The 18,664-nt window shown below is 57.7% G+C and carries 16 protein-coding genes, 1 tRNA gene and 1 riboswitch; of the genes, 8 read left to right on the top strand and 9 right to left on the bottom strand.

The window, feature by feature from the left end; all coding sequences use genetic code 11:
- Positions 1-110 precede the first annotated feature (110 nt).
- Positions 111-995 carry an MBL fold metallo-hydrolase gene (locus AAF739_09520; GenBank protein ID MEM6382901.1) on the top strand — a complete coding sequence of 295 codons (885 nt, stop codon included), beginning with the start codon at positions 111-113 and terminating at the stop codon, positions 993-995.
- Between the two features lie 3 nt (positions 996-998).
- Here the strand turns inward: AAF739_09520 and AAF739_09525 are convergent, their stop codons facing one another.
- From AAF739_09525 to xdhA, 5 genes are read right to left on the bottom strand one after another with little or no spacing between them, the layout of a single operon-like run.
- Positions 999-1,586, bottom strand: a complete 588-nt coding sequence (locus tag AAF739_09525; protein ID MEM6382902.1) for a YdeI/OmpD-associated family protein — start codon at positions 1,584-1,586, stop codon at positions 999-1,001.
- Complete coding sequence (guaD, locus tag AAF739_09530) at positions 1,583-2,890, bottom strand: guanine deaminase (protein MEM6382903.1); 1,308 nt, start codon at positions 2,888-2,890, stop codon at positions 1,583-1,585. The genes AAF739_09525 and guaD overlap by 4 nt, the downstream gene beginning before the upstream one ends.
- Positions 2,887-3,738 (bottom strand): xanthine dehydrogenase accessory protein XdhC, encoded by an 852-nt coding sequence (gene xdhC / locus AAF739_09535; protein ID MEM6382904.1) that lies wholly within the window; start codon positions 3,736-3,738, stop codon positions 2,887-2,889. The genes guaD and xdhC overlap by 4 nt, the downstream gene beginning before the upstream one ends.
- A 42-nt stretch (positions 3,739-3,780) precedes the next feature.
- Positions 3,781-6,111 carry a xanthine dehydrogenase molybdopterin binding subunit gene (gene xdhB / locus AAF739_09540; protein MEM6382905.1) on the bottom strand — a complete coding sequence of 777 codons (2,331 nt, stop codon included), beginning with the start codon at positions 6,109-6,111 and terminating at the stop codon, positions 3,781-3,783.
- 59 nt (positions 6,112-6,170) lie between these two features.
- The gene (gene xdhA / locus AAF739_09545) at positions 6,171-7,667 is read right to left on the bottom strand and encodes a xanthine dehydrogenase small subunit (GenBank protein MEM6382906.1); all 1,497 of its coding nucleotides are present in this window, start codon (positions 7,665-7,667) and stop codon (positions 6,171-6,173) included.
- Positions 7,668-8,147: 480 nt separating this feature from the next.
- Positions 8,148-8,257: riboswitch (guanidine-I (ykkC/yxkD leader) on the top strand.
- A gap of 109 nt (positions 8,258-8,366) precedes the next feature.
- Here xdhA and AAF739_09550 point away from each other — a divergent pair.
- The 5 genes from AAF739_09550 (at position 8,367) to AAF739_09570 (ending at position 12,827) form a co-directional block, all read left to right on the top strand.
- Positions 8,367-9,440: a putative urea ABC transporter substrate-binding protein gene (locus AAF739_09550; protein MEM6382907.1), complete on the top strand. Its 1,074-nt coding sequence runs from the start codon at positions 8,367-8,369 to the stop codon at positions 9,438-9,440.
- Positions 9,441-9,504: 64 nt separating this feature from the next.
- Positions 9,505-10,326, top strand: coding sequence for an ABC transporter permease (locus AAF739_09555; GenBank protein MEM6382908.1), 822 nt, complete (start codon positions 9,505-9,507; stop codon positions 10,324-10,326).
- 5 nt (positions 10,327-10,331) lie between these two features.
- The gene (locus AAF739_09560) at positions 10,332-11,132 is read left to right on the top strand and encodes an ABC transporter ATP-binding protein (GenBank protein ID MEM6382909.1); all 801 of its coding nucleotides are present in this window, start codon (positions 10,332-10,334) and stop codon (positions 11,130-11,132) included.
- Entirely contained in the window at positions 11,116-12,378 is a 1,263-nt protein-coding gene (locus tag AAF739_09565; GenBank protein MEM6382910.1) for an agmatinase family protein, read from the top strand. Before AAF739_09560 ends, AAF739_09565 begins: the two co-directional genes overlap by 17 nt.
- The gene (locus AAF739_09570; GenBank protein MEM6382911.1) at positions 12,375-12,827 is read left to right on the top strand and encodes a hypothetical protein; all 453 of its coding nucleotides are present in this window, start codon (positions 12,375-12,377) and stop codon (positions 12,825-12,827) included. Before AAF739_09565 ends, AAF739_09570 begins: the two co-directional genes overlap by 4 nt.
- A 203-nt stretch (positions 12,828-13,030) precedes the next feature.
- Here AAF739_09570 and AAF739_09575 read toward each other — a convergent pair.
- Both AAF739_09575 and AAF739_09580 read right to left on the bottom strand, forming a co-directional pair.
- A tRNA-Arg gene (locus AAF739_09575) sits at positions 13,031-13,107 on the bottom strand.
- Between the two features lie 239 nt (positions 13,108-13,346).
- Positions 13,347-14,852, bottom strand: a complete 1,506-nt coding sequence (locus AAF739_09580; protein MEM6382912.1) for an HD domain-containing phosphohydrolase — start codon at positions 14,850-14,852, stop codon at positions 13,347-13,349.
- Between the two features lie 447 nt (positions 14,853-15,299).
- On the opposite strand from AAF739_09580, the gene AAF739_09585 reads away from it, so the two are divergent.
- Positions 15,300-17,057 (top strand): tetratricopeptide repeat protein, encoded by a 1,758-nt coding sequence (locus AAF739_09585; GenBank protein ID MEM6382913.1) that lies wholly within the window; start codon positions 15,300-15,302, stop codon positions 17,055-17,057.
- Positions 17,054-17,509 carry a GNAT family N-acetyltransferase gene (locus AAF739_09590; protein MEM6382914.1) on the top strand — a complete coding sequence of 152 codons (456 nt, stop codon included), beginning with the start codon at positions 17,054-17,056 and terminating at the stop codon, positions 17,507-17,509. Before AAF739_09585 ends, AAF739_09590 begins: the two co-directional genes overlap by 4 nt.
- A 27-nt stretch (positions 17,510-17,536) precedes the next feature.
- Here the strand turns inward: AAF739_09590 and AAF739_09595 are convergent, their stop codons facing one another.
- Both AAF739_09595 and AAF739_09600 read right to left on the bottom strand, forming a co-directional pair.
- Positions 17,537-17,863, bottom strand: coding sequence for a hypothetical protein (locus tag AAF739_09595; protein MEM6382915.1), 327 nt, complete (start codon positions 17,861-17,863; stop codon positions 17,537-17,539).
- A 77-nt stretch (positions 17,864-17,940) separates the two neighbouring features.
- On the bottom strand, positions 17,941-18,570 hold the full coding sequence (locus AAF739_09600; protein ID MEM6382916.1) for a hypothetical protein: 630 nt from the start codon (positions 18,568-18,570) through the stop codon (positions 17,941-17,943).
- Positions 18,571-18,664: the final 94 nt, after the last annotated feature.

Here is an 18,664-nt window from a genome sequence, read left to right on the forward strand (position 1 = left end):
TTTGGCGGTTACAAAAATGTGCCTCCTTCTCAGAGGCAAAAAGTTCCTATTAGTAACTTGGTGCCTTGGAAAAACCAAGTCTCAGTTTGAGCTTTTTGGAGATGTGATCGATGTTTATTCTCAATAGACGGACTTTCATGGAGTTGACGGTGGGCACTGCGGTCACTGCGTTGGCAGGGCCAGTATCGAGTTTTGCCGCCGGCCATGCTTCCGCCGACGTTTTCACCGCTGATCCTTTCGGCGGTCTGGTCGACTCAACGGTTGTGGCGGGTGAGGAGAAGCTGCTTCTGATTGACGCTCAGTTCACGGTACCCAACGCGGAGCGGCTTGCGGACGTTCTGGCGGCGACGGGTAAGGAACTCGAAACGGTCTTCATCACGCACTACCATCCGGATCATCATCTTGGTCTGCCGGTCATAAAACAGCGCTTCCCCGATGCCCGCGTTGTAGCGCATGCGTCCATCCAACCATCTCTCGCGGGAGCGGCCGAAGCGATGCGTGCGGGCTCCGCAGGTGCTTTTCCGGAGGGCATGATCGCCGATAGTGTGATCATTCCAGAGGCACTGGAGGGTGATCATTTGATGCTCGAAGGGGAACGGTTCGATATCGTGGGTCCGATGCACGGCGATACGGATGTTCTAACACCAGTCCACTTACCGCAATTGGACACCCTGGTGGCGGCTGACTTGGTTTACCATGACACACACGTGTGGACCGCTGAGAATACCACCCCGGATCGTATCGCCAAATGGCGCGAGAGCCTGACAGCCCTTGAGGGCCTTGGCGCAGGAACCGTCATTCCCGGCCACAGGACCGAGACCACAGTGAACGATGCGAGCGGGTTCGCCTTTATGCGAACCTATCTCGATCATTGGGAGGCAGCGTTGGCTGAAACGGGTTCGGCTGACGAGCTTAAGGCCTCAATGATTGAACGTGTGGGGGCATTGCCTGGAGAGTTCTTCCTCGACCGCGGTGTTGCTGCGGCGAAGGGTTGATATTTAACGGAACTGGTTGGCGCGGGTGTTGTCTTGCGCCAGCCTTGCCGTTTCCTCGATGCGCTTTGCACGTGTTTCAGGTTTCTTGGCCTGCTTGATCCATTCAAGAATGCCCCGCTTTGGTGATCGCGGGAAGGCCCCCCAATGCCTTGCAGCATTTGGATAGCGGGCTAGCGCCTCGACGAGATCGGGTGGTAAAATTAGCGCTTCGACGTCGTCCAGGAACGTCCACTTCCCGTTCGCTTTGGCAGCATCGATCTTCGCAAGTCCTGCGGGCTGCATAAGCCCCGCAGACAGAAGTCTCTCGACGCGCCGTTTGTTGGTGCCCGACCAAGCTGACGTTACCTTACGCGGTGCCAGTAGCAGCATGGAGCGCCGATCGTCTTTTTTCCGCGTCAGCGAGTCCACCCACCCATAACACAGGCATTCTTCGACAACCGAGTCATAGTCAACATACCACTTGGCAACCGCTTTTTTGTAGGTGACGAGCCAGATGCTTTCCGGCTGACTGTGGTTCGTCTCGAACCATTGCCGCAACTGGGCGCGGCTCTTGATCTCAACCTGTTCAAGTTTTTCCGCCGCGCGCTTCATGCGGACATCGGGAGGTCGCTCTTTAGTGGATGTCCTGCAACATAGGTCTCGACCACGGATCGGTCATCACCGATCGTCTGCAAAAGAAAGAGTTCCTCGGCAAGGCTTTCGATCCGCTCTTTCTTGATTGCAGATGCAGGCGTTGCTGCACTATCGAGGATAACCAAATCTGCGGCGCTGCCGGGTTTCAGCGTTCCAATTTCATGGTCCATGCTTAGCGCTTGTGCGTTGCCAAGTGTGATGGTTGCGAAGCTTGTGAACGGGTGCATGCGATTTCCACGAAGCTGCGCGACCTTGTAGGCTTCGTCCATGGTTGTAAGCATCGAATAGCTGGTACCTCCGCCCACATCGGTGGCGTACGCAACGCGTACCCCAGCAGCTAAAGCTTCTTTGTGCCGGAACAGGCCGGAGCCAATGAAGAGGTTTGAGGTCGGGCAAGGGACGGCGATGGCGCCGGTTTCTGCCATCAACCCCATTTCCCTATCGTCGAGATGGAGACAATGGCCATACAGCGATCGGGGTGTCAGCAAGCCAAACCGGTGGTACACCGATGTGTAGTCGCGATCACTCGGAAACAGCTGGCGGACGCGTTCGATTTCTCCCACGCTCTCCGAAAGGTGAGACTGGATCAAGCAATCAGGGTGTGCACTGGCGAGGGCGCCAGCGGCCTCCAACTGCGCCTCGGTCGACGTAAGCGCAAACCGCGGGGTGATCGCATAGGTCGCGCGCCCACGCTTGTGCCAGCGGTTGATCAGCGCGTCTGTTTCATCATGGCTTTGCTGAGCGTTATCGGTCAGCCCCGTCGGAGCCTCGCGATCCATCATCACTTTCCCACCTGCCATCGCCATGCCCCGCTTGTCCGCGGCTTCAAAAAGCGCGTCGGCCGATCCCGGGTGAACCGTGCAGAAACTCAGCGCAGTTGTCGTACCGTTTCGTATCAGTTCGTCGAGAAACAGGTCGGCAATGCGCCGAGCGTGATCGGGGTCGGCAAAGCGTTGCTCTTCGACAAAGGTGTAGCGGTTCAGCCATTCGAGCAGGCTACCCGCATACGAGCCGATAACCTGCATCTGCGGGTAGTGGATGTGCGGGTCAATGAAGCCGGGCAGCAGCAAGTGCGGGCGATGGTCCACAATGCGAGCTTTGGGAGCTTCTGCGCGAACACTCTCGAACGAGCCGCTGGCTGCAATGCGCCCATCTGCAATAAAGATGGCGCCGTCGCTTTCGTAGGTTAACGCGCCCGTATCATCTCCCGTTTGCGGAACTGTGTCGAACGTAAGCGTTCGCGCCCGCAGCAGCAGGCTCATCGTGATGGTTGTCCTGCATGTGCAGGCGAGGCGCTCATCTGCCAGCGCCCAGCACGCTCTGTTATTTCTGCTGCAACCATCGCTGCGATGATGGCGGGACGTTTGTCACGGAGCTTGGACGCCCCGATTGGCATGGTCAGTGCGGAAAGTCGCTCGCGCGTACCCGTCTCGTTCTCAAGCCAAGACGCGAACGTTGCGCGCTTGGTCTTGGAACCGATCATTCCCACATAGCTCAAATCCTGACGGGCCAGGGCGACCTGAGCGATCAGGAAGTCGAGTGCGTGGTCATGCGTCATGATAACGATCGCGCTGCCGGGCTTTGCCGTCGCCACAAAAGTCTCGGGTATTGCGGTCAGATGGCTTTCTACATCCGGATCTGCCAGTGCAATCTCGTCTTCACGCGTGTCGATCAATTTGGTCTCGAACGGCAGCGGTAGCGCGGCCCGTGCGAGGGCGCGTCCGACGTGGCCCGCTCCGAAAATCATCAGGTGTGGCTGTGCCTGTCGCTCGGCATCCAATTGAGCAATCAAAGCCGTGAGCATAGAGGGTGTCATCTGAGCCAACTCAATGCCGACATGCCCGCCGCAGCACTGCCCAATGGCAGGGCCTAGAGGGACAGACATGGCCCGTTGGCTCTGCCCAGCTGCTAGCATCTCCCGCGCGGCCTCAATCGCCATAAACTCAAGTTGGCCACCACCAATCGTACCAATCGCCTGGTTGGCGGTAACGACCATCTGCGTACCCTTGATGCGGGGCGCCGAGCCCTTCGCCTCGCTGACCGTGATCAGGATGGAGGGCTGACGTCCGGCCAATGAGCGCAAGTCGCCGGAGTGAGTTAGATCGAGCATCGTGCCTCGAACTGGCTGTAGGTTGGATCGCGGTTGAGCCCGCTAGGCGAGTGCCTTCATCCTTTCGACAGCCATCAGGATGCGCTCAGGGGTGCAGGGTGTGTCAAGCCTTGGGCAAACCGCATAGTTACCAACAGAAGCGACGGCCATCGATAGCGCTTCCACGACGCTCGCCGCGAGCATGAAGGGTGGCTCGCCGACGGCCTTTGAGCGCCGGATGGTTTTCTCGCGATTGACCGACCAATCCACAAGGTGCGTCCTGAAGACTGCGGGGCGATCGGACGCGAGCGGAATTTTGTAGGTGGATGGCGCGTGGGTGCGCAGTTGGCCCTTGTTGTCCCACCAAAGCTCCTCAGTGGTAAGCCAGCCCATCCCCTGGACAAATGCACCCTCAACCTGGCCGACATCGATGGCCGGATTGAGAGACTTACCCACATCATGCAGGAGGTCCGTTCGATCGACATGATATTCACCTGTGAGGGTATCGATTGAGACTTCCGATACCGCGGCGCCGTAAGCGAAGTAGTAAAACGGGCGGCCCTTACCCTTCTCCCTGTCCCAGTGAATTTCTGGCGTTTTGTAGAAACCTGCAGCCGACAGATGGATGCGCTTGAGATAGGCCCTGTCGATGAGCTCTGGAAACGGTATTTGCTGATTGCCGACGCGGACTGCATTCGGTTCAAACGCGACCTGATTCCGGTCGACCTGAAACTCCTCGCAGGCAAATTCGATCAGGCGATCTTTAATCTGATTGGCAGCGTTGTCGGCAGCCATCCCGTTGAGATCGGAGCCAGACGATGCGGCCGTCGCCGATGTGTTGGGTACCTTGTCGGTAGTCGTCGCTGTGATTTTCACATGGTCGAGATCGATCTGGAAAACATCAGCGACAACTTGCGCGACCTTGGTGTTCAGTCCTTGGCCCATTTCGGTGCCGCCATGGTTGAGATGGACCGACCCATCCCGATAGACGTGAACAAGGGCACCAGCCTGATTGTACCAGGTTGCGGTGAACGAGATACCGAACTTGACTGGCGTCAACGCGATGCCCTTCTTGATGATCGGGCTTTCCGCGTTGAACGCATGGATGGACTTGCGGCGCGCCTGATAATCCGAGCGCTCTTCAAGCTCATCGACGATCCGATGGATGATATTATCTGTGACCGTCTGGTGGTACGGCGTGACGCGGCGACCGGTATCGGTGCCCTCGGCGTCATAGAAATTGCGCCGCCGGACTTCGAGCGGATCAAGTCCCAGCTTATAGGCGATTTCCTCTACAATGCGCTCGGCGACGATCAAGCCCTGCGGACCGCCAAACCCCCTGAACGCGGTGTTGGAGACCGTGTTGGTCTTCAGCGGCTGAGACTGCAACAGGACGTTTGGGTAGTGGTAGCAGTTATCGGCGTGAAACAGCGCGCGATCGGTAACCGGGCCCGAAAGATCGGCTGAGAAGCCGCATCGCGCTGCGAAAGTGGCCTCCACGGCTGTGATCTGACCGGTATCATCATAACCAACATCGTAATCAACGACGAAGTCGTGCCGCTTTCCCGTTGTGATCATGTCGTCGTCGCGATCGGGGCGTATCTTGACGGCGCGCCGATGCTTGCGGGCGGCAACTGCAGCAAGGGCCGCGTATTGGTTCGACTGGGTCTCTTTGCCGCCAAACCCGCCACCCATCCGGCGCACATTGACGGTAACCGCCGCCGATGGGACGCCCAGTACATGGGCGACCATATGTTGAACTTCACTGGGATGCTGGGTTGAGGACGTGACCGTCATATCATCGTCTTCACCGGGGACGGCGAGCGCGATGTGGCCTTCGAGATACATATGGTCCTGGCCACCGATCTCGTAGCGACCTTGCAGGCGGTTTTTCGCATCCTTGAGCGCGCCGAAGGCATCACCGCGTTTGAGTGTCAGCGGTTTGGTTACAAGGCCCAGGTCTAGCGCGCGCGCCTCCTCAATGGTCCTTGCGAAGGGCTTTTCGCTGTAGGTGATCTTGGCCTTCTGTGCAGCTGCGCGCGCGGCGTCCCGGCTGGCCGCGATAACCGCGAAAATCGGCTGGCCGAAGAAAGCGACTTCGCGCTCTGCGAGCACAGGCTCATCGTGTAGGTGCGTTGGGGAAATGTCGTTCGACGCGGGCATATCCTGCGCGGTCAGGACACCGACGACGCCTGGAGCGCTCCTCACCGACGACAGGTCCATGGTTTCAATCGAACCGCAAGCGATTGTGGAGAGCCCCAGATAAGCATGGAGTGCGCCGACGGGCAGCGAGATGTCGTCACAATAGACAGCCTCGCCTGTGACGTGCTTCGGACCGGAGTCATGTTTGGTGCTTTGATGCACCCCACCCTTGATTGAGGGTCCGGGCTCAATCCCAGCATCAATGTGCTTGACAGCTTTGGAAACCGTCGGTGGTTGGGTGAATTGCTTGTTCAAGCCGCTACCTCCGTCGCGTCCGAAAGGCGTCGTTTGAGGCGAACCGGCTGATCCGTATCAGCGTGTTCCAGATAAAAGCGGGTCAAGAGGTTCTGCGCGCTCAAAAGCCTATAGTCCGACGTCCCGCGCCAATCGCTCAGCGGTTGGTAGTCTTCCGCGAAGAGGGGCCTTGCAGCGTCGATGGTCTGACAAGACCATTGCTTGCCGGTCAGGGCAGCTTCGACTGCCTTTGCACGTTTGGGCGTACCTGCCATTCCGCCAAAAGCGATCCGGCATGCGGAAATGGTTTGACCATCAAGTCGCACATGAAACGCACCGCACAGTGCCGAAATATCTTCGTCGCGGCGCTTGGAGATTTTATAGGCAGCGTTCAGCGAGCTGCTTTCTGGCCTGGGTATGCGTACCGCCTCGACATATTCTCCCGGGCGACGGTCTTGCTTGCCGTAGCTGATGAAAAAGTCCTCGAGTGGAAGATGCCGAACACCCTCGGTCGAGCGCAACACCACCGTGGCCCCGAGTGCTATGAATGCAGGCGGGCTGTCTCCTATCGGTGAGCCGTTTGCAATGTTGCCGCCGATCGTCCCCATATTGCGGACCTGCGGACCACCGATCCTCCACCATAACTCATCAAGGTGGGGCAGGTGCTCTTGCAACACAGGTATGAAGGCCGAATAACTAACCCCCGCTCCAAGTGTGATTTCGGTGTCTGACACTTTGATGGTTTGCAGCGCATCAATGTTCCCGATGAACGCAGCTGGGCTGATCGAGCGGTAGTCCTTGTTGACCCAAAGGCCGACGTCGGTTGCTCCTGCAACAATCGTCGTTCCCGGGAACGACGCTAGCAGCGTCGATAGCTGTGCCGGTGTTTTTGGAACAAACAATCGCTCCTCACCATTTGGCGCATCCGATACAACCTCAACCAGAGTGTCGTCTTGCCAATCCGACAGGAGTTGCGTGACGCGATCACGCTCCTTCATGAGAATGTCGTTTGCCGGCGTGTCATAATCAGAAATCGCTTTTGCTGCCTTGATGATCGGCTCATAGCCCGTGCAGCGACACAGGTTGCCTTGCAGCGCCGTTTCGATCTGCGCTGTCGTGGGACGCGGCTCTTCCATCCAAAGTGCGTAGAGGCTCATCACGATTCCTGGCGTGCAAAAACCGCATTGGGATCCATGATGGTCGACCATGGCTTGTTGGACGGGATGCAACCGCCCACCGCGTGCCAAGTGTTCAATCGTCACGACGTGACAGCTATCGAGCGAGCCGACAAACCGGATGCAGGCATTGAGGCTCTGGTAGGTGAGCGTGCCCGCTATCAGCCTGCCGACGAGTACCGTGCAGGCGCCGCAGTCACCCTCATTGCACCCTTCTTTGGTGCCGGTCATTGAACGTTGCAGGCGCACCAAGTCCAAAAGGGTCTCGCCGGGGCGAACATCATCGCGCTCGACAACCTCATCGTTCAGCAAGAACCGAATTGCAGGCCGCGTCGCCATCCCACTCTCATGTAAGGTTTTTCCCGAGTGTTTTATATAAGCTTCAATGCAGGCTTCTGCGCAAGCAATAAGCGTGAGGAAAGAATGGGCGATTCTGCCGCGGCAAGCGGCAGGTCTCTGACTGGTCACCGGTCGCAAGACGCTGTTTCATTGCAGCAATCGGATGGACCTTCCTTATGGGCGTCTTCCGCGCGCGGTTTGTAAGTGCTTGGTGGTTGCTTTGTGAGCGGTCTGTCAAAAGGCGGTGCCAATGCAAACCGCGCCGTGTTGAAAGGCGTCAAACCAAGTCAGCGATGAGGGCGCTTAGGGACGGAATACCGATCGATCGTCGCACCTGTCGACGAAAGTTGCTGAATTTTTCGGCATATCGCCTAATTCTTGGGGTCCTGCAGTCCCGGTCGCCGGTCGGAGATGGCGCCACCCTGGCCTGTTTCCTTCAGGCCGATAGCGCTGGCACACGGCTTGCTAACTCACAGTCGTGCAGCGGACATCTAGGGTTCCGGTTTTCTCAGTGAAGAGAAAGCGCTGGTCCGAGAGATGTCACCTGACCAAGATAGTCAGGTACACGGCGGGGCAAAATCCCGGGAGACATCTGCACAGGTTTGCGCGCGCAAGCCTCCTCCCGGTCAGCGTGCTCAAAACTCATTCATGTGCGGCAACACACAAGCCGAAACGAGCGAGCAGAGAAGCGAGACTTCAATGATCAGGACATCAAAAACACTAGCGGCCGCCGCCTTGGTTGGTTCCGCGGCTCTTATGACGAGCGGGGCTGGCGCTCCGGCCAGTGCGCAGGAGCGGACCAGCTTCAGCGTATGCTGGTCAATCTATGTTGGCTGGATGCCCTGGGGGTACCTCGAAGACTCCGGTATCATGGACAAGTGGGCGGAGAAGTACGGTATCGATGTCGAGATCGTTCAAATCAACGACTATGTCGAGTCAATCAACCAGTATACTGCCGGGCAATATGATGGTTGCTCGATGACCAATATGGACGCTTTGTCCATTCCCGCCGGTGGCGGCGTCGACACCACAGCGCTGATCGTCGGAGACTTCTCCAACGGAAATGACGGTATTGTCCTCAAGGATGGCGACAGCGTTGAGGCTCTTGCCGGCCAGGATGTCAATCTGGTCGAGCTGTCGGTTTCCCACTACCTTTTGGCACGCGCGCTCGACGGGGTTGGCCTCTCCGAACGTGATCTGACGGTCGTCAACACCTCCGACGCGGACATGATCGCCGCCTACGCGACTGACGACGTCACATCGGTTGTTACCTGGAACCCTCTCCTTTCACAGATCGAGGCGACACCGGGCTCCACCAAGGTTTTCGATAGCTCCGACATTCCAGGCGAGATCATCGACATCATGATGGTCAACACCGAGACACTGGCCGCCAACCCCGACTTCGGCAAAGCGCTCGTGGGTGCGTGGTACGAAGTTATGGGGCTGATGGAAGCTGGCGATACTGAAGTGCTGGAGGCGCTTGCCTCTGCGTCGGGGACCGATCTCGCCGGTTATCAAGCCCAGCTCGATACGACGACGATGTTTTACGATCCAGCCGATGCAGTGGCGTTCACCAGTGCACCTGAGCTGCCGACGACCATGCAGTTCGTGGCAGAGTTTCTTTTTGATAAAGGGATTTTGGGCGAGGGTGCACCATCACCTGAATTTGTAGGCGTCAGCTTTCCTGATGGCTCGATTTACGGGGACGAAAACAATGTGAAACTGCGGTTTGACACGACGTTCATGCAGATGGCGGCCGATGGCGCACTGTGAGCTCCGCCATTGACGGCACTTTGTAGGGTTTGACGGGCGCTGCGGCGTCCGTCACGCCTACACCATGCGCCTGATCAACCGCTTTCCCAGCCGGGCCACCGGTCTTGCCCTTGCTGCGATCCCCTTTGCGGCAACCATCGTCGCTTATGCGGTGGCAAGCCACTATCGACGGCTGGAAAACCCCGCCGATAAGCTTCTGCCATCACTCGAGCAGATGGGGGCAACGTTCTGGCGTATGGCCACGGAACCGGATCGCCGAACCGGAGATCTGCTGCTTTGGGTCGATACGTTCGACAGCTTGGTGCGCCTGGGTTTTGGGATCGGTCTCGCCACCATCTTTGCGCTCGTCATCGGGATGCTGATCGGCTTCCTGCCGCACATTCGCGCAGCGCTTTCACCCTATATCGCCGCGATATCACTCATCCCACCGATTACCATCCTGCCAATTCTCTTCCTCATGGTCGGGCTTGGTGAGGCGTCAAAGATACTGCTGGTTGCGCTTGGAACCGCGCCCGTCATGACCCGATCCATCGCGCAAGCCGTTATGGACATACCCAAAGAGCTGGTCATCAAGGCCCAAACGCTGGGCGCAACGACGTGGCAGATGATGGTACGCCTGGTGCTACCGCAGGTTCTTCCCAAGCTTATCACCGCGCTTCGGCTTGGTCTTGTGCCCGGATGGATATTCCTGATTTCCGCTGAAGCGATCGCGTCGACATCCGGTCTTGGCTACCGAATCTTCTTGGTACGGCGCTTTCTCGCGATGGACGTGATCCTGCCCTACGTCGCCTGGATAACGCTTTTGGCCTATGTCATCGACCAGCTTTTGTTGGCCCTTTCGAAACGGACGTTCCGTTGGGCGCATTTGCAAGGTGAAAGCCTGTGAGCGCCCTGCCAAAGATCAAGGTTCGCAATCTCACCAAGTCCTATGGTGATACGATCGTTCTGGAGCGGATCAACCTCGATATCGCTGAGGGCTCGTTCTGCACCATTGTCGGCGCTTCGGGCTGCGGAAAGTCAACCTTCTTGCGCATGTTGCTCTCGCAGGAACACCCATCGGGTGGGCAGATCCTTCTAAACGACGCGCCGCTGCCCCGGGAGCCGACACCGGATCGCGGGATCGTCTTCCAAAAGTACTCCGTGTTCCCGCACCTCAGCGTAGAAGACAATCTGATCTTGGCTGATGAGTTTGACGGGGGCGGGCCCGCGGCAAGGCGTTTTGGAAGCGCTCGCACGCTCGCGCGCGAAAAAGTCACCGAAACGCTCCGGAAAATTGGCCTTGAAGCCGCCCGCAAACGCTACCCAGCGCAGCTATCCGGCGGCATGCAACAGCGGCTGGCGATTGCCCAGGCCCTCCTAAAGAAGCCTGATGTACTGCTCCTTGACGAGCCATTCGGCGCGCTCGACCCGGGCATCCGTCTTGATATGCACGAGCTGCTTCTTGAGCTTTGGACAGAGCGCAAGATGACGGTTTTCATGGTGACTCATGACATTCAGGAGGCCTTCAAGCTCGGCACTCGTCTGCTTGTTTTCGACAAGACCCGACACGATCCGCACCAGCCCGAGCGTTACGGTGCGACGATAACCTACGACCTGCCTTTGGAAAGTGATGCCAAACATGCGTTGCTTGATGACGGGCACTTGATTTCCAAACGTCCCGAACATGGAGGCAACCATGCGCCTGCCCAATGACCTTCGACCCGAGCGGATACGGCGCCAAGCGGGCCTTGCCGAGCAATCGGAGCATGAACTTTACCACCATCCGGATTTTGACAAGCTCAACATGCGCGGTTGGAAGGCTGCCGAGAAAGAGGGCGAACTGCCTTCCGCTGCTTGGCAGCAAGAGCGGGCTTGGGCACTGCGCATGGGGCTTACCGGATCGGACAGTCTCGACGATAAATCGATACCCACGTTTGCTCGCGGCGAGCTTCCTCATTATGCGGGAATCAACACCTTCCTGAAAGCGCCCTACATCGAAGATGCGACGAAGGTTGGCGCCTATGATGCGGCGATTATCGGCATCCCGTTCGACGGTGGCACAACCTACCGCCCCGGAACGCGCTTCGGACCACAAGGCGTTCGTAAGATTTCCGCGCTGTACACACCGTATAACTATGAAATGGGCATCGATCTTCGCGAGCAAATGACCCTTTGCGATGTCGGAGACGTCTTCACCATTCCCGCCAACATCGAAAAGACTTTCGATCAGATTTCTCGCGCCGTCAGCCATGTGACCTCCTCCGGTGCCCTGCCGATCATGATCGGTGGCGATCATTCCATCGGCTTTCCCTGCGTGCGCGGCATCGCGCAATGCACGTCCAAGCGTATAGGCATCGTCCACTTTGATCGGCACATCGACATCCAGGAGAAGGATCTCGACGAGCGTATGCATACCACTCCATGGTTTCATGCCACAGATCTTGCGAACGTACCGGCAGTGAACCTGGTGCAGGTTGGCATTGGCGGCTGGCAGGTGCCGCGCGAAGGCGTTGAGGAAGCCCGCAAGCGCAACACCAATATTTTCACGATGCGCGACATTGAGGAGATGGGTCTCGCCGAGACCGCGGCGCGTGCGCTGGAGCTTGCCTGGAAGGATGCCGACGCGGTTTATATTTCCTTCGATATAGACAGCGTGGACTGCGGCTTCGTCCCGGGCACCGGATGGCCAGAGCCCGGCGGGTTCTTACCGCGAGAAGCCCTGGAGCTGGTCTCGCTGGTTGCAAAAGAAGGCATTTGCGGGCTTGAGGTTGTCGAGGTTTCGCCGCCTTACGATACCTCTGACATCACAGCACTTCTGGCTACGCGCGTGATTGTCGATGTCCTCGGAACGTTGGTTAGCCATGGCAAAATGGGTTCGCACAAATCCATTATAGACAAGCCGGTCACCATTCCGCACGGGCCTGATGTCGGCTCGCAAGGCTGGGAGCTGAAGCCGTGAACAAAGACCATATCCATGCGCATCTGCATGATCATGATCACGCGCACACACCGGGACACAATCACAGCCACGATCACATGCACTCGCATGTTCATGTCGATTCAAAAAAGGAGCGGCAGGATCGGCTAAACGCGTTGGCTGCCTCCTTTATAGACGGCTTCCGAAATGCAGACGATAAGCCGGCGTTCTTGGAACTCGCGGGAATTCCGACGAGCCGAACGGGCGCCGACGGGTTAAAAATGCATCTCGTTGACGCAACCGTTGAAGCGAAATGGCAGCTCGGAACGGCCTCACCCGCCTTCGGGTCTCGCGAATTGGTATACTTGCCCTATCCGGCATCGATGGTTGGTGAGCGTGAGACCATGACATTTACATATGTGTCGCTGACACAGCGCGAAGACGTCGATCTGTTTGTCCTGTTCGAACAGCGAAATGAACGTGCCGGTTAAGTCGTACGAATCGAGCACGTGACAATGCGCTGACCTCTTCAGTCTTTTCGCTGTGAACGAATTCAAACCGGGCCGACCGACCAAGCTGCCGCCTTGATACGCGTTGGTCACCTGTACTCTCTACGCATCAATCAAGTGTTACGGGGGGTCGAAAAACCTGGCGCCCCCTAATTGCGCTTCATTGTCCGTTCATGCAGTTGGCATGGTGACCCCGGCGCGATTCGAACGCGCGACCTCCGGATTAGGAATCCGCCGCTCTATCCAGCTGAGCTACGGGGCCGTTCGATGAGCCAATAAACGTTTCGCTTGTTTTAGCCCAGCCCCTTACCTTGCTCTTGGCTCAATCCGAAACAATCGCCCGTTTGAGCGTCTTGGGTCGTGCGTTCACCGCAAGCAGTTGTTCAGGCGTTCTAGGCCCGTCCATAGGAACGCAGGCAAGGGTCAAAAGCTTGAGCCGTCCTCAGTCGCTGGCAGTACGACACGCGAGAGCCCGCGGGGTCGGATCCCTTTCGGGTTGGCTTAGGCGGCCACTCGCTGCGCGTAAGGCTCGAGGTCTTTGCCGTCGTCGCCAAGATCGGCCGCAATTCGCTCGATCTCGGTTTGAACAGCCACAAATGCTGCGGCCACTGCCGGATCGAAGTGATTGCCTGCTCCGTCCCCGATGACTGCAGCGGCTTCCTCGTGCGAACGCCCAGTCTTGTAGACCCTTGGGCTTCTAACCGCATCGTAGACGTCGGCCACCGCCATAATCCGTGCGCTTAAAGGAATGTTCTCTCCTGCGAGTCCCGCTGGATACCCAAGGCCATCCCATCGCTCATGATGATGCTCCGCGATTTCAATCGCGGTCGCAAGGAAGGCAGAGCCTCCAAGGGTGTGATTGGCTTGGCGAAGCGCGTCCGCGCCAATCGACGTATGGGTTTTCATCACATCAAACTCAGCAGCATCCAAGCGACCGGGTTTCTGAAGTATCGCGTCGGGCACACCGACCTTGCCAATATCGTGGAGTGGAGCAGCTTTCACGATCCGGTCTAAAGCGTCTGGTGACAGGTCTGACCCGCGGCTTGTGGTCTGCGACAGGTGCTCCGCGAGCATTCTGACGTACATCTGAGTGCGAATAAGGTGATGCCCCGTCTCGCTGTCGCGTTTTGCCGCCAGTGCAACGAGGGCTTGGATAATGGCGGACTTGTTTCTTTCAACTTCGGTGATGGACTGACCAAGCCGGGCAATCATTGTGTTGGTCAGGTAGGCCAGTCGCCCGAATTCGTCGTTTGAGGTGATCGCAACCCGTGAAGACAGGTCACCGCTCTCAACTGCCGTAAGCGCTGATGTTTCCTCCGATAAGGAGAATGCAATCTTACGCGAATATTGCTTGACGACGATCATGATGTAGCTGCCGAGAATGCCGACGACGACAGCGGTGTCCAAGAGCACCAAAAGCTGGATACTGGAGACGTCGAGTCCGCTGCTTCGAACCCAGACGAGGTCCTTCAGAGCGACCAGCACCCCGATGACGGCCATCACAACGACATTGAGGGCCGAAAAGAGCATAAACTTTGTTTGGTAGGGAAGGAATTGATCTGCCAAGGGGAAATCCATTCCCTGCGCCCTGAGTTGGCATGCGATTCCAAGGTCGCGCCGCAGAGCCATGTCGAGCGATATGTACAGCCCCAAGACTGCAAACCCGACAAGAACTTTGCCGCCGCTGCCGATGGGATAGCCGAAAGCGATGGAATTGAAGATCGCAACAGCGGTGCCCAGAAGAACAAACAGTCCCCAATCCCACATAAACAGGCGTTCGACGCGGGAGGTGATGGCGGTCCTGGCCTCGAAACGTTTTGCGACGCCTTGCGCTAGCCAATGCAGGGCGACCGCCACTATCGCCGGGGCGGAAATCTCGCCCAGGCTAAGGTCGTCCAGGAACGGGCAGACCTGGTATCCATACATGACGTAGATCGCGACGAACGCCGTGTAGTGCAGCGCAAGCCGATGATCTCCTGGCTTGTCTTTTGAGAGTGCCGCGGTCATCGTTTGTCTGTCGCAATCCAAACTGGCAACTGGTCGAGGCTGAACGCGGATTTCTAGCTGGCCTGAGTAAACTGACGGTTAGCTCTCTCCAGCTGGTGCTGTCTTGCTTTCCATTTGCCTAACGATGCGGTTGCCCAGAGGTTTGATGGCCCCAGCGGTAAGGCCTTGAGCGCAAAGCGTGCTGCGCATGGGCGGTCGCTGACCCTGCGGCAGTTTGGGGCCGTTGCGCTTTGAAGCGTTTAGTCGGATAACTCCTACTGAATTGAAAAGGTGGTTGTGCATCAGAGATTTGCGCGCCGGACCGAAGTCTTCGGGCCTTAGGGTCGGCGCGAGATGCGCCTTCACTCCTAAGTCACTATGAGAGCCGTGCTGAATGGTTGATGGGTCACGCTCACTCTTACCCGGGTTTGCCTTCGGCGATCGTCGAGGACCAAAAGGTTTCGCTCGATGAGTTATGCTAGCGATCCGGCGACCTCAGCCGTGCTTTACGCAGACGTGCACGGTTACAGCCAACTTATGGGCAAGAACGAGGCTGAGACCTCGCACCGGGTCGCGCGCGCTCTGACGCTTATCCGAACCTTGATCGGCGACTATCAGGGTCAGGTCCGCAATGTTGCTGGCGATGGTGTTCTCGCCCTGTTTGCAGATGCTGCTCAGTCGATCCGTTTCGCCGTGGAGGTCCAGCGCGAATTCCGCAAGGACGCAGTCTGGAACTCCGCCGCTGATCCCATCGCGTTCCGCATCGGTATCAATCAGGGCAGTGTGCGCGAGGACGAGTTCGGTCTGCGCGGGCACAGCATCAATGTTGCTGCACGCATCCAACAGCTTGCCGAGCCAGGTGGTATCTGCGTTTCACACACCGTTCGACAGGTTGCCCAGGAGACCGATGGCCTGTTCTTCCGATCGATGGGAAGTCCGGTGATGAAGAACATCGATGAGCCCATCGAGGTCTTTGCCGTTGAAGAGGTGGTGCGGGAAAGGAAAGCCTCGTCTGCCTTTTGGCTGCCAGAAGATGTGATGGGCGTAGAGCAGTTTGCGCATGGCTCCATAGCGGTTCTCCAGATCGAAAATTTGAGCGGAGAGCCGAACATCACGCACCTGTGTAACGGTGTGACAGGTGACATCATCGCCAATCTGACCCGGTTTCGCGACTTGCATGTTATCGCGCAGCGATCGTCCGCAGTTTTTCAAGGCCAGAGCGTTGCGCCCGAAGACATCGGCAAACGATTGGGCGTGCGCTATCTGGCTGCGGGCGGTTTCCAGAAGGTGGGGAATCGGGTGCGCATTCAGATCGAGCTGATCGAAGCGACATCGGGTCGCTCAATCTGGTCGGAGCGTTACAATGGTGATCTGGCTGATGTTTTCGCGTTTCAGGATGAGGTCACCTCAACCATCGCCTCCCGGCTTTCGATTGAAGTTAGTGCTGCGGAGTCGCAGCGGCAAAAGGCAACAGCCCCGTCGAGCCTTCAGGCGTATGGGCTGATTTTACGTGGCCAGGATCTGCACCACCGGTTGATCCGCGAATCCAACCTGCACGCGCGCCGCCTGTTCGAACAGGCCTGCGAAGTCGATCCGAATTACGCGCGCTCCTATGTTGGCATCTCGCGGACGCTTAACAATGCCTGGCGCTTTAACTGGGCGGACAACACGCAAGCTTCCCTTGAGCAGGCGATCGAAAAAGCGGCGATGGCGATTCGCCTCGATCCCGGTGACGCAAGGGGCTACGCAGCGCTTGGGAACGCGCATCTGTACAAACGCCAATACGAACAGTCGATTGATGCTTACGAGGCAGCTATCGAATTCAACCCGAACGACGCAGATGTGCTCGCAGAAATGGGTCACTCTGTTTGCGTCAATGGTGAAACTGATCGAGCGGTCGCGCTGATCAAACGGGCGATGAGCCTCAATCCTTACTGCCCTGACTGGTATCTTTGGCATCTGGGCGAAGCCTACTTTGACCAGAGCGACTATGAGCAGGCCATCCGAACCTTAAGCCGCATGCAGGACAAGACGGAAGCGTACAGGATGCTCACAGCCAGTCATGCCCATCTGGGCGACATGGACGAAGCCAAGAGCTGCGCCCGGCGGGTTCTGGCGACCCACCCGGAGTTCACGATCGATCACTGGGCAAACGTGCCACCTGATCGCAACCCCGAGCCGCGCGAGCGGCTTATCGATGGGCTGCATAAGGCCGGGTTGAAGTGAACGGTGGGGCCAAACCGGCCTACGACTTGCGTGCCGCCGATGCCGGCGATTACCCCTTTTGCGAACGCCTGTATATCGCTTCCATGCAGCCATTGTTGTCCGCGCTGGACGCGTGGGATCATGGCAAGGCGGTCAGGGCGCTTACGGAGTATTTCAAACCTGAGGAAGTTCAGATTGTCCGCATGGAAAAAGAGGACGCAGGTTGGATCCAGATTTCCGAGAGTGAGCAGGCGCTTCATCTCGACCAGATTTATCTGCGTGAGAAATTTCGTGGTCGAGGGGTTGGCACCCATCTGATTGCACAGACAGCCGACCATGCGCGCAGCGTCGGAAAATGCGTCAAGCTATCGCTTATCCGCGGAAATAGAGCAGCCACATTATACCAACGCTTGGGGTTCAAGCAGGAAAGTGAAGACCGGACGAAGTACCATATGGTTTTGGCAACCAATTAGGTTGGCCGTCACCGTTGCGTAACGCGATCAAAGCGTCCGTTTGACTTCAAAGGCCTTCCCTTGAACCCGCTCTGGACCGGTTTTTTTGGGTTTGGCTGTCACGGAATAGAAGCCGGACGCTGCCGAATCGATGGTCACCTCGCAGGTCGCGACGCGCAACGCGATCGCTTTGCCTGCGCCGCATTGGACCTTGCCGGCGCCGCTACCGTCAGCAGCGAAGGAAATCGTTACTGGCTCGCCCACTTCAAGGTCCGGGCCGGACTGAATCTCCACGAGGAACTCCCCTTCCGGGATTGTCATGCTTTGGCCGAAGACGACATCAACGATGCCCGGGGTAACCTGCAAGTCTGCCATCTGTGTTCACTCCTGAGGGGACGCACCGCTGTGTGCGGAGTCGCGTACAAGCGCGGTGCTCCTGCCAACGTGGCGCGTTAATCGCTGTTTCCGCCGAAAGCCTTGCCGCCGCTATAGGCCTTTCCACCGCTGTACGCCTTGCCTCCGCTGTACGCTTTACCGCCGCTGTAGGCTTTGCCACCGCTGTATCCGGCTGCGGCATGAAGTTCGGCCTCAAGCACAATTTTGTCGAGCGGGCCTGCTTCGGGGTCCATGCGTACCAGAAAGTCGCCGCGATCGTAGGACCAAACCATGAGATCGTCACTGAAGGATGCTGAGTTAACCGCCGTGCCTGAGCGATCGACACTTGGTGTCGATCGGGCGATCCGCATCTTTTCCGAACTCTCATCGCTTGGTAGCGGTCCTTCTGCGGGTGTACCTGGGCCGTGAACGCTGAAGATCTGCGGGCGGGGAAAATCGAAGTACTGGCCTTCGTAAGCGAAGCCGTAGATGCGCGCAAAGCGCATGGCCTTTGCTTCGTTGTCCGCGTCCGCGAATGACTGGTCGATAAGCTGATTATTGGCGCCAAAGCGAGGTGGTGGGCCGCTTCCAACGCCGCTAGGCGCGCCGCTGACCTTTCGGGGGTCGTTCGGGAGCTTGTACTCCATGTCATCCATCACCCGCCCAAACAGCAGGATCGTTGATGTGCCGAACAAAGTCTCGGCCATGAGCCCTCCTCAAGACCGCTGGTCTTGCCTCAATTGACGTATCGGTAGCCAGTTGATCACGGTCTTGGACAGAAATCCAGTTGCCGACTAAATG

This window comes from Pseudomonadota bacterium, assembly GCA_039024915.1.
GTDB lineage: Bacteria > Pseudomonadota > Alphaproteobacteria > Rhizobiales > MH13 > MH13.